Genomic DNA, 12,236 nt, shown 5'->3' on the forward strand with positions numbered 1-12,236 from the left:
ATGAGAATTCACTGGATTTACATATTTGTTGGTTTGTTAACTTGGCTGCATGCTATGGATCCTTCCATAGCGTATGGCCAAGGGATTCCAAAGTTGCTCCAGCCGTACATATCCAATCTGGAGTATTCCAAAATTGGAAATCAAAATCCTGAAATCAAGTATAAAAAAATCGATAAACAGACTTTTAGGCTTGAATTCACCTGGGAAATAAAAGCCGATACAAGCTTAGATAGGCTCTATGTCGCTGTAAAGCCTGAATTTAAGCCTAGTTTTCATTGGGCACCTCATCTGACTCCTACAGATAACCATATCATCACCCAACATGTTTTTCGTTCGGCGGCCTTGATTGTTCAGGATAGCCAAAAGTCTTTGGCCATCATTCCGGATGTGTCGCTGTTAACATCAAAACCTACAGTTCCTTGGTATCTAGATCTTGATGCCGATGAGAACCTCATGACCTTAGGCCAGGCAAATTCTAAGATTACCGATCATGTGCTTTATGAAAAAGAAGAAAAGACAGATTTTCCAGCAGGAACCTATCGTCTGGCTTTTTACGTAAAATTCTCTTCAGATCCAGCTAGCATTGATAATCCGTTTGCCGGTATAAATCAGTTTATGTGGCAGCAATGGGGTAAGAAACTCTATCAAAATGGGGAGCCTTTCGATAATAACAATCTCGATGCTTATGTAGACTATACCTATCAATGGGCCTTCAAATATTGGCGAGACGCTGTATGGCAGGAATTTGACCTGAATGGCAAAAGAGTAGGAGCTCCCACCTTTATTGTAAATGTTACCCAAAGCCCTAATTATCCAGGTGAAGTCAACGAAAGGGAGTTTAGGTCCATTTGGAACCAAGCTTGGTTCAATTCCTTACGCTCTGCATCTGGCTTATTTCGCTATGCAAAGCGGAAAAACATAGATTCGCTGATACGCTATGCGAATATGACCAAGGAATTGACGCTTTCCTTTCCGCAGAGAAATGGTTTTTTCCCGGGATTGATCGCCACAGAAATGAAGGAAGTAGAAGTCGAGGGAAAAAAATATTGGCGCTCGGCAGGCTGGAATACCCATTTCTTCGGCAACTCAAACCGTAATCCCTATACCTGGAATGCAAAAGAATCTCCTTACCATATTCTGGATATGAGCTATACGGCTCTATTGATGCTGGATTGGTATTCTGAGTTGGAAAAAGATCCCCGATTATTGGATTATGCCATTCGATATGCCGATGCATTGGTCAACATACAACTCCCTGATGGCTATTTTCCAGCATGGCTAGATCTAAATCAGCAGAAAGATATGGAGCTGTTGAGCAAATCTCCAGAATCTGCCATGTCCGTAAGTTTTTTGCTGAGATTATATCAGATAAGCAAAGTTGAAAAATATAAAGCATCCGCTTTAAAAGCCCTTGATGTAATCGTAAAGGAAATTGTTCCAGTCGGACGCTGGGAAGATTTTGAAACCTATTGGTCCTGTAGCCGATTTGGACATGACAGTTTAGTGGATCGGAAAATTGCTAGGAATAATATGTACAAGCAAAATACCCTGAGCATGTATTATACGGCCCAGGCAGCCATGGAAGCCTATAAGGTTACAGCGGACCAAGCTTATTTACAAAAAGGAAAAAGGGTGCTGGATGAACTGTTAATGTGGCAAGCTGTTTGGCAACCATCCTTTATCTATATACATGCCCTGGGCGGTTTTGGAGTCATGAATGCAGATGCGGAATGGAATGATTCCAGGCAGAGCTTATTTGCTGAACTGATCATGCAATATGGAAAAGAATTAGGTCGGAAAGATTATATGCAACGGGGCATTGCTGCCTTAAAGGCGTCCTTTGTCATGATGTATGCTCCCGAGAATCAAGAAACCAAGGAACAATGGCAAAAACGCTGGCCATTTCTGAGGAAACAGGATTACGGCTTTATGATGGAAAACTATGGGCATGATGGCCATACCGATTCCAACGGAATTGGAATTGGAGAATTTACTATCTATGATTGGGGGAACGGAGCAGCCTCGGAAGCAGTTAATCGTGTCATCGATCATTGGGGTGAAAATGTCTTTGCAAAATGGTAATGCAAGGTTAGTTATGAATTAATAATAATATATTTACAAAATGGTAAAAAAGGTATCATTAAAGGATATTGCTCAGAAAATTGGCGTTTCTACCGCATTAGTTTCTTATGTGTTAAGTGGTAATGAAGAAAAGGGCAGAGTAGGGAAGGATACTGCAGAAAAGATCAGACAGGCTGCCAAAGAACTGAATTATCAGCCCAACCATATCGCCAAAAGTTTAAAAACGGGTAAAACCAATACCATCGGACTAATTGTTGCAGATATTTCAAATCCTTTCTTTGCTTCGATCGCACGAGGAATAGAAGATGAGTCTGGACATTTTGGTCTGACCACCATAATAGGTAGTTCCGATGAAAGTACGGAGAAATTGAAAAACCTAGTCGATGTTTTTATTAAAAGGCAAGTCGATGGTTTTATCATCTCTCCACCGGATCACTCCGAAGAAACCATCGAATATATTATTTCTTTGGGCATTCCCATCTGTTTGATCGATAGGCATTTTGATCATGTCAATTCCAGCTATGTCATCACAGATAATAAAGAGTCCATGCAGACCGCGGTGGGCCATCTCATTGAAATGGGGTACAAGAACCTGGCTTTTGTTGCCTACAAGAGTAGCCTACAGCATATGAAAGACCGTGAACAAGGTTTCTTGAATGCCAGCTCTGCAATCCAATCCAGATTGTATAAAATTAATTTCAGTAAGCAACAGCAAGAATTAGGGCAAGTCCTAGAGGAGATTTTGAACGATCAGAAAGCTGATGCCATTGTTTTTGCCACCAATACCCTTTCGGTTGCGGGATTAAAATACCTCACCCAAAAAGAGATCCAGATCCCAAAGGACTTAAATGTAATGTGCTTTGACTTTAGTGAGGTATATGATTTCTTTTATCATCCCATAATCCATGTTAAACAGCCTATTGAGCAGTTAGCAAAGGAAAGTGTCATTGCCTTAACCCAGCAGATGAAAGATAATACCATTCAGAAAAAGGTGTTGAATTCTGAATTGGTTGCAAAGAAGAGGGGTTAATGATTTATTGAAATAATTTCCAGAACATCAAGCCACAGTAAACTGCCGCCAATCCAAGGACAACGCTAAGGCCAATGTATAGGAAGGCCTGCGACGTCTGTTGGTTTTGGATAAGATTGATGTTTTCTGCCGCAAAGGTAGAGAAGGTCGTGTAACCACCACAAAAGCCTGTTACCAGTAACAGTTTCCATTCATTGCTCAAGCCTTGGTTTTTGGCAAAATAACCCAATAATAGCCCAATCAGCAGACAGCCTAAGAGGTTCACGATTAAAGTGCCAAGCGGAATCTGGCTGGGATAATTTTTGCTGATGAACTGACCGCTGTAATACCTTAGTACACTTCCGACAGCTCCACCTGCAGCAATAATGAATGCCTCTCTGATCATGAATAATAACTAATGTTGATTTATTTTTTTCGAATTTAATGAATTCCTTTACAAGTTCCGAATGGATCGATATTCAATAAAACCGAGCGAAAGGTATGAAAATGAATGAAATATGATTGATGTCAGAAAATTGTTGCGTAAATAATGTTATAAAAATTCAAAAAATACCCTGCGATTGTAAAAAAATGATATTTTTGTTATAACTAAATTATGAATATCATTATCCCCAAACAACAATAACCGGTTGGATTGGGACAAAAATTAGGAATGTATGGAAGCTTTAAAGACTATGGAAGCAAGGTATCCAATTGAGTTTACTGTGCCTGCTTTTGGAGCTGGTTCGTTTTATATTCAAGAAGACCTTAGGGAGGAATTCTATACCCACTATCATAGGCATAAGGAAATTCAAATTTCCTATATCCTAAAAGGTAGGGGTTCGGTCGTTATCGGAAACTTAATACAGCCTTTTTTTGAAAATGAAATCTATATCTTAAAGGCCAACGACCCCCATATCTTTATTAAAGAAGGAGCTGAAAATGACCAGATCCATGTAGTCCATATTTTTGTTGCCTTCGACAAGATGCAGTCCTTCTTCAATATGCAGGAGCTGCATCGGATCAGGGATATCTTTACAACCTTGGATTCCAGTAAAAAGTTGTTGCAGAAATATAGCCTGCCAGTGAGGTCCATCTTTCAATCATTACTGCGAGAGGAGGGTCTGCCTAAACTCATGCGCGTATTGGAGGTCTTCGAATACCTGATCGCCAATGAAAAGGAAATGATCTCCCTGTATTCCGGACTTCCTGAATCAAACTTCAATGATAAAGTCGGGGTCCGTATCAATGAAGTCCTGCGATATTCCCTAGAAAACTATAACAGGGAAATCAGTATCGATGCGGTTGCCAAACTCATCCACATGACCCCATCCGCATTCTGTAAGTATTTTAAAAAGCATACCATGAAAACCTATGTAACCTTTTTAAATGAAATCCGAATCGAAAAAGCCTGCCAATTGCTCATCAACAAGTCCACAGAAAATATTTCCGAAGTCGCCTACCAATGCGGATTTAATACCGTCGTCCATTTTAATCGTGTATTTAAACATATCCTCCATAGCTCACCCTCTGAGTTTATCCATCGACATGCGGTGAATAATATGGCGAATTAAGGAGGGGATTTGAGATGGGAGATATGAGAAGTGAGACAGTGAATTTTCCGAAAGGGTAATTTTTTAGTCATTCTGAAGTTTATCCGAAGAATCTCGGAGTAATACAAACAAAGATTGAATTGACGTAAGGGCACTCCATCTTCGATGGAGAATGAAAGAAACTGTTGGAGGAGAGCCGGACAGATTCCTCACTGATCGGTCAGAATCAAAATATGCTAATGAAGGATTCAGAGTGAAGCGAAGAATCAATTTTTGTTTTTTCTTGGGGATGCAATAATTCCGAAATCGGAAGATGAGGAAACTATTTTCTGGGGATTAATTTCCGCTTTAGAGGATTTATAGAAAAATATTTCATCCCTGCTAAGGGTTGTGTATCCCAAAGATATCCTTTGACCTATTCCAGTCCAATCCTCCCATCCAGTACCCTGAGCGGCGTCTAATGGCATCCTGATTCAACAACGGGCGTTTGCAAAACGCCCCTACAGTATTGGGGTCTTTCCAACGACACAATAGCAAGATGTTCCTGGTCTATCCTCACATCCATTTAATCCTGATTCCTGCTCAGTTCCTGGCCCATCCTCCCATCCCTTAAATCCTGGTTCTTGCCCAGTTCCTGGCCCATCCTCCCATCCCTTAAATCCTGGTTCTTGCCCAGTTCCTGGCCCATCCTCCCATCCCTTTAATCCTGGTTCAAAATATTTACCCAATCGCCTCTACATTCACTTCAGCACACAGCTCTCTGATCTCTTATCTACTCCAAATTTGGAATTTGGCTCAAAATTTGTTATATTACTAGCAAACAATAAAAGAAAGGTAAATAATATGATTAAAAAAGAAAGAAGTAAAAAAGAAAAAATGATCCAGAACCCATTCTCATTCTATGTAACGAATGTAGGGTTTATCGGAAACCAACCAAGCCCACAAAATAGAAGTGTTAACAAGAAAAGTTAACCCTTCTACAAAACCAAAACAAATTAAATTAGGCGTGCTTTTTGAGAAAAAAGCATTTTGTGTTTCTAGCGGGTTCGTTTTCTCCCGGCCCTAAATCCCCAGCCTCACTTCCGAATTAAAAATTGAAACTGGCCGTCCTTTTAGGATTGTCTAGTTTGGTGCTTTTTTTAACATTATTGACCTTGATATGCATAATGTTCGACTGATTCTTGAAATCCTGGAAAAGAAGCTGGTTGACAATATCCAATTTGCTGATCGAATTAACATCGCTGACTTCAAAATAGCACCAAGCAACATCCTCCTCAATCTCATAGCCCACATACTGTAAGTTTCGAGGATGATTATTGATATTGATCTTGAAATTTTGTCGGATGTATTTCGAAATGGCAGAATCTGCCGCAGCTTTGTTTTTGGGATGGATTACATCGATATGCTGGCCTAATTGGTTTTTCAAGGCTACTTCCAGATCATCATAAAACAATCTGCAGGATACCTCAATACGTTTTTTGCTTGGGTTGAAGTCTACTGAACTAATGCTAACATAAAAAGGATGCGCAAAAGCAATAAATGCCGTAAATATTCCAACAAGCAGCAATCCTAGTCTTAATTTCTTCCAATCCATTCTATTGATTTTTTGCAACAATTATGTGCAAATCTGCCTAAAATTAGTAAATCCGTTTGTCTATGTTAAAATAATATTAATTTTGCTATGTTATTATTACAAGACCTAATTAATGAGCGATTTCTCTATCTATTTTCAGCTTGGTTGGCAGCATATCTTGGACCTGACGGGTTATGACCATATTCTTTTTGTTCTCGTTTTATGTTGCAGTTATACGCTAAAAGATTGGAAGAAAATTCTTTGGCTGGTAACCGCATTTACGGTCGGCCATTCCATCACCTTGGCATTGGCAGCATTTAAGATCGTCAGGGTAGATACCGCCTGGGTGGAATTCTTGATTCCGGTGACCATTTTGGCCACTGCATTCTATAATTTGCCCAAAAGAAGAAAGCAGCGGAGCCCATATGTCCTTTATGCGATGACCCTATTCTTTGGACTGATCCACGGTCTTGGATTTTCAAATTACCTGCAATCGTTGTTGGGACAGGAAGCAAATATTGTACTGCCACTGCTGTCCTTCAATATAGGTTTGGAGTTTGGACAACTTATCATTGTCTTTTTTGTTATTCTGCTTTCGGAGTTGATGCTCAAGATTTTTGCGGTCAGCAACCGTGATTGGAGCTTCTTCCTCTCATCGGCCGTTATCGGAATCTCCTTTATTATGGCACTCGAACGTATTCCATTATGAAATTATATTCATCAATAATCAAAACCATCTGCCTTGCCCTTGTAGGTTCGGCAGGCATATATGCTGCCCAAGCGCAGATGCAGCATAACCCAGGTTCCAACCATGGGAACAAGTTTGAGCAACTGGGTAACCTGTTGACGGATCCAAATATCTTTCGAACGGCATCTGGTGCACCAGGGGCAATGTATTGGCAGCAGAAAGCCGATTATGTCATTGATGTAGAGATCGATGATGTCAATCGCGTGCTGAAAGGGTCTGAAACCATTACCTACACCAACAATTCTCCAGATCCATTGACCTATCTTTGGATTCAGCTAGATGAAAACGAGCATGCGGACAATGCCGAAAGTAAACGGTTTGACCAAAGTAGCTTAAGGGAGAAAATGTCAATAGGCGAACTGAAATCATTGGTTCCAGAGAAAAAAGGTTTTGGAGTCAATATCCATAAGGTGACCGATGGAGCCAATAAAGCGCTAAAATATACCATCAACTATACCATGATGCGTATTGATCTTCCCACAGTGTTGAAGCCTGGCGCTAAATTCGTGCTGAAGATTGATTGGGATTATAAGATCTCTGATCGTATGGTCGAAGGTGGTCGTGGTGGATTTGAGCATTTTGCTAAAGATGATAATAACCTATACACTATAGCACAATGGTTTCCACGTATGGCGGTCTATTCCGATTTTCAGGGATGGCAAAACAAACAGTTTACCGGAAGAGGGGAATTTGCGTTAGTTTTTGGTGACTATCAAGTAAATATCACGGTTCCAGCGGACCATGTGGTAGGAGCGACAGGAGAATGCCAAAACTATGCACAAGTATTGACCTCGACGCAATTGGCTAGATGGAAGCAGGCTCAGCAATCGAAAGAACCCGTTGAGATCGTTACATTAGAGGATGCTAACAAAGCCATTCAACAGAAATCCAGTGCCAAGAAAACTTGGGTTTATGAAGCCAAGAACGTTCGCGATTTTGCCTTTGTTACCTCTCGTCGCTTGATCTGGGATGCTTTGCGTGTGAATGAAGGTGTTCCGGGAAATCAACCAATGGCCATGTCCTATTATGGTCCTGAGGCTTACCCATTGTACCGTAAATATTCCACCAAAGTTGTTGCCCATACCTTAAAGACATATTCTAAATTCTCCATTCCATATCCTTATCCCGTAGCTATCTCTGTGGAAGCAGCAAATGGTATGGAATATCCGATGATCTGCTTCAATTATGGCCGTGCCGATGAGGATGGTACCTATACTGAAGCCGTAAAATATGGCATGATCGGTGTGATTATCCACGAAGTTGGACATAACTTCTTTCCAATGATCGTCAATTCGGATGAGCGCCAATGGACTTGGATGGATGAAGGACTGAATACGTTCCTTCAATATTTGACGGAACAAGAATGGGACAAGGATTTTCCTTCCCGTCGTGGACCGGCCTACAAGATCGTGGATTACATGAAGCTTCCAAAAGATCAGTTGGAACCTATCATGACCAATTCTGAAAATATCGTTCAATTTGGACCTAATGCATACGCTAAACCAGCGACAGCTCTAAATATATTGAGAGAAACAGTAATGGGGCGTGAGCTCTTTGACTATGCCTTTAAGGAATATGCAAGACGATGGGAGTTCAAGCACCCTACTCCGGCCGACTTCTTCCGGACCATGGAAGATGCTTCTGCCGTAGACCTTGATTGGTTCTGGAGAGGTTGGTTCTTTGGAACTGATCCGGTTGAGATTTCCTTAGATAATGTGACGCAATATAGAATGAGTGGAGCAGACCCTAAGAAAACGCAACAGGAGAAAAAAGAAGCATTTGATAAAGACCTGAACAGTATTACGCGTCAGCGAAACATGGAAGAGAATATGGCTTTCTTGGTCGATAAGGATACCTCTCTTCTGGATTTCTATAATAAATGGGATCGTTTTGCCGTGAAGCCAGCCGATGAAACCAGCTACCAAGATTTCTATAATAAGCTAACTGATAAAGAAAAAGATATCTTCAATGGTAAGACTACATTCTATGAGTTGAACTTCAGGAACAATGGTGGATTGGTCATGCCATTGATCATCGAATGGACCTTTACCGATGGAAGCAAAGAGATCGATCAAGTCCCTGCTTATATCTGGAGAATGGATGAAAATGAAGCAACGAAAGTATTTGCAAAGAGCAAGCAAGTTGCCTCCATTCAATTGGATCCGTATCGTGAAACTGCGGATATAGATGAGTCCAACAATGCATGGCCTAGAACTTCTCAACCTTCCAGGTTTGAGTTGTACCAGCAGAATGGACGGGCAGCTCGCGGTCAATCGGCCGAGAGCAATCCGATGAAGGAAGCTAAAAAGCAAAATAATAGATAGGTAATACTAAACTAAAAATATAAGGGGCAGTTCAAATTTTGAGCTGCCCTTGTGTTTTATTCTACAATTTTTTGACTATTTTATCCTGGTTTTGCTTTGGTCTTATTCGGGACACATTCCGAATTTTCCGAATATGGCTCGAACAAGGGTAAAGCTTGGTCAAGAGCTCGTGGTCTATGAACGCTTGATCTGGGAAAATTTCAGATGAGAGACAAGAGGGTTTAGATATCCTAAAACTATGGTCTGTCTGACTTCAGCCTGCTGAATACCAGAAGATCCCTAAATTGGAAATTGCCCATCCATTCCCCATTCCTTTTGGTTCCTTCCAGTTTAAAGCCTAGTCTTTTGGGAATATTGATGCTTTTTTCATTGCCTATGGCGCAGCAGATCTGTATGCGTTCTAATTTAAGCTCTTCAAAAAGCTCCTGGATCAGGGCTTCCACCGAGCGGGTCATGATCCCCTGGTTTTGGAAATCTTGGGATAGCCAATAGCCAATTTCCGTGTTTTTGTTCAATAAATCGGTTTCCTTGGTGCCGATCAAGCCAATCATTCGGTCATCGAAACAGATCTTATAGACATAGTCTTTTTTAAGCTTTCGGCTCAGCATTGCCATTTCAACAAAGCCCTTGCTGTCTTCTACTCTGTTGGTAAATTGGACGAAAGGGAGCCATTCTCCAAGATATTCCCTTTGGCTATTGATGATGTTGTACATTCGAATGGCATCACTCTCGACGATTGCTTTCAAGCTGATTTGAGGATCTATTTCGATGATTCTTTTCATGTTTGGGTCTTAGTCAGTATTTCTCTTAATGCAGCGGAAACTCGTTCTTGGTCTTTTTCGGAATTCAGATCTAGTCCGCAGAAGGTGCTTCCATTTGTTTTGGCGTGAAGAGCTAGGTAATATAAGCCTGCAGTTTGCAAGGCAAGGATGGCGCAGGTGTCGACATCGGAATTAGGGTGGCCCTTTTCGTATTTACGGATGAGTTCCGCGCCAATTTCTTCACGGCTATCTGCTAGTTTACGGAGGATTTCCTTGTTTTCAGAAAGCTCCCACTGCAGGATTCGCTGTAAGATCTCGTCGTTAAGAACAGCATTGAACTGTCCTTGCAAGAGAGCAAACATTTCATCATCCTGAATGATCTCCTGGCTCAATAATCGGGAAATAGTGGATTTGGCCTTGGTTTTCCAATAATCCCTCTTTTCGATGTATAGCTCCACCAAGTTGTCCAAGTTGTCAAAATAAGTATAGATCAATTTACGGTCGACTTTTGCTTCTGTGGCAATATTTGCAATGGTCAACCCAGGGTAACCATGTTTTTTTAAGACTTTTCCGACGGCATTGACGATTCTGTTCATCGTTCTTGCCTTTTCACGTACGGGTCCAGAGGTGATTTTTCTGGACTTCTGCTCAGGATTCGGAGCTTTTTTCATATCTGTTTAAAATAGTAGGATAAATTTAAGCATTATTCACAGCATAGGGAATAAAGTGAGTAATATCATTATTTATCAGGTTGCTTCTGCGGCTCTGTATCTTCCCTTATGATTTGGGCTTTGGCATATTGATTTAACGCTTTGTAGTGCCTATAAAGTATTCTCTTTTCTAGGCTTTTTGGGGCCAATACCTTAACACATTCCCCGAATCCCAATATCTCTCGCTCCAGCTCAAGATTCAGTATCACGTCTATCCGTATGGTAATGGAACCATCATCATGCCTTTTTTGGATCTGTTGGGAGCTGTGCAAAGGTTTGGTCTCTACATAGGGTGCATTGGCGGCGTTTACCTGTAGGATGACTTTCTGACCACGCTCCTTGGCAGACTTGGTAACACCTATGGTATCTGAAAAGTATCGATCGAAATCAACACCTTCATAAGGTTGAAACCCATTTTTGGCCATCATGTCAATTTCAGCCATCCGGTCCAGTGCCAAAGTAGTTAAGCTTGAATGGTGCTTTTTACAACAGATTAGAAACCATCGGTTTCTATACTCCTTTAAAAGATAGGGGCTGTATACTTCAACTGTGGGCTGTTTTGACTTGAAGGATTTGTATTTGATCAAAACAGGGTTTTCGTCCTTTATGGCTTGATAGAGTGGGGTAATCCATTTCAATCCCTTTAATAAAGGATTGGCTTCAAGCTGTACAATGGACTTGCCTTCTCCCTTAGAAGCGTACATCTGGCTCTCTAAACGGATAATCATATCGCTCATTTCCTCAAAAAATGTAAAGCCATTCAAATGTTTCAGGACATCGACGGCTTCTTTCATTTTTTCCATGTCCATGGAGGAAATAGGAGAGTTGCTAATGCTGTAATTCGGGTCATCGTAGCTATAATATCGACGGTCCTTCACAACTATAGGAGCATTATATCCGAGTTTATTGCTTCGCATCAACTGTATATCGCCTTGAATTGTCCTTTTACTGACACCACTATTGATCCCTTCCAACTCGTAAAGTGCATCCGAGACCTTTTCTATCAAGTCCTCCAAGGTCCATTTCCTATGGGTTTGTTGAAGGCATTGGTCGATGATTTTGTATCGAATAAGAGCAAGTTTGTTTGTAGACATGGATTTCCTTTCCTTTTTGAATAAAATAAAGATAGATAATTTAACATTACTACGCAAAGTATTTGCGTAGTAATGTCTTTTTGTAAATATGTTATAAAAATGTTGTTAAATTAATTAATTGATACACAGTATAATAAATGTATATTATTAAAATAATTTGAATAAAATTTTACTACGCATAAGTGTTGCGTAGTGCTGTATGCACCTTTGTAATGTCGGGTATGACAAATGTTCTTTGATTAAACAAGCGATAAGCTTTTTATACGATATATGTCCAACAGGATATATAATCTGTAGAGATCAAATCGTAATCCTGGTGTCCTGTTTCTGTATGGCAGGCTAGTGCTTTTCCAGTAGGATGAAGTATACTGATTATGAGATG

At 40.6% G+C, this 12,236-nt stretch carries 11 protein-coding genes; 5 read left to right on the top strand and 6 right to left on the bottom strand.

What is annotated here, in order from left to right:
* Both NLF99_RS11770 and NLF99_RS11775 read left to right on the top strand, forming a co-directional pair.
* Positions 1-2,082: a hypothetical protein gene (locus NLF99_RS11770; RefSeq protein ID WP_254528382.1), complete on the top strand. Its 2,082-nt coding sequence runs from the start codon at positions 1-3 to the stop codon at positions 2,080-2,082.
* Between the two features lie 40 nt (positions 2,083-2,122).
* Positions 2,123-3,112: a LacI family DNA-binding transcriptional regulator gene (locus NLF99_RS11775; RefSeq protein ID WP_185211505.1), complete on the top strand. Its 990-nt coding sequence runs from the start codon at positions 2,123-2,125 to the stop codon at positions 3,110-3,112.
* A gap of 4 nt (positions 3,113-3,116) precedes the next feature.
* Here the strand turns inward: NLF99_RS11775 and crcB are convergent, their stop codons facing one another.
* The gene (gene crcB, locus NLF99_RS11780; RefSeq protein ID WP_185211506.1) at positions 3,117-3,497 is read right to left on the bottom strand and encodes a fluoride efflux transporter CrcB; all 381 of its coding nucleotides are present in this window, start codon (positions 3,495-3,497) and stop codon (positions 3,117-3,119) included.
* 271 nt (positions 3,498-3,768) lie between these two features.
* Between crcB and NLF99_RS11785 the strand changes: the two genes are divergently transcribed.
* The gene (locus NLF99_RS11785) at positions 3,769-4,665 is read left to right on the top strand and encodes an AraC family transcriptional regulator (RefSeq protein ID WP_185211507.1); all 897 of its coding nucleotides are present in this window, start codon (positions 3,769-3,771) and stop codon (positions 4,663-4,665) included.
* Between the two features lie 479 nt (positions 4,666-5,144).
* Here NLF99_RS11785 and NLF99_RS11790 read toward each other — a convergent pair whose 3' ends face one another.
* Positions 5,145-5,372, bottom strand: coding sequence for a hypothetical protein (locus NLF99_RS11790; protein WP_254528384.1), 228 nt, complete (start codon positions 5,370-5,372; stop codon positions 5,145-5,147).
* A gap of 359 nt (positions 5,373-5,731) precedes the next feature.
* Positions 5,732-6,238, bottom strand: a complete 507-nt coding sequence (locus NLF99_RS11795; RefSeq protein ID WP_185211508.1) for a DUF6702 family protein — start codon at positions 6,236-6,238, stop codon at positions 5,732-5,734.
* Positions 6,239-6,350: 112 nt separating this feature from the next.
* Between NLF99_RS11795 and NLF99_RS11800 the strand changes: the two genes are divergently transcribed.
* Both NLF99_RS11800 and NLF99_RS11805 read left to right on the top strand, forming a co-directional pair.
* Positions 6,351-6,926 (top strand): HupE/UreJ family protein, encoded by a 576-nt coding sequence (locus tag NLF99_RS11800; RefSeq protein ID WP_185211509.1) that lies wholly within the window; start codon positions 6,351-6,353, stop codon positions 6,924-6,926.
* On the top strand, positions 6,923-9,289 hold the full coding sequence (locus NLF99_RS11805) for a M1 family metallopeptidase (protein ID WP_254528386.1): 2,367 nt from the start codon (positions 6,923-6,925) through the stop codon (positions 9,287-9,289). The genes NLF99_RS11800 and NLF99_RS11805 overlap by 4 nt, the downstream gene beginning before the upstream one ends.
* Before the next feature lie 236 nt (positions 9,290-9,525).
* Here NLF99_RS11805 and NLF99_RS11810 read toward each other — a convergent pair whose 3' ends face one another.
* The 3 genes from NLF99_RS11810 to NLF99_RS11820 form a co-directional block, all read right to left on the bottom strand.
* The gene (locus NLF99_RS11810; RefSeq protein WP_185211511.1) at positions 9,526-10,071 is read right to left on the bottom strand and encodes a GNAT family N-acetyltransferase; all 546 of its coding nucleotides are present in this window, start codon (positions 10,069-10,071) and stop codon (positions 9,526-9,528) included.
* Positions 10,068-10,721: a TetR/AcrR family transcriptional regulator gene (locus NLF99_RS11815; protein WP_185211512.1), complete on the bottom strand. Its 654-nt coding sequence runs from the start codon at positions 10,719-10,721 to the stop codon at positions 10,068-10,070. Before NLF99_RS11815 ends, NLF99_RS11810 begins: the two co-directional genes overlap by 4 nt.
* Before the next feature lie 68 nt (positions 10,722-10,789).
* The gene (locus NLF99_RS11820; protein ID WP_254528387.1) at positions 10,790-11,854 is read right to left on the bottom strand and encodes a YafY family protein; all 1,065 of its coding nucleotides are present in this window, start codon (positions 11,852-11,854) and stop codon (positions 10,790-10,792) included.
* Positions 11,855-12,236: the final 382 nt, after the last annotated feature.

Origin of the sequence: Sphingobacterium sp. LZ11T8 (assembly GCF_024261425.1) — a bacterium.
Classification (GTDB): Bacteria; Bacteroidota; Bacteroidia; order Sphingobacteriales; family Sphingobacteriaceae; genus Sphingobacterium.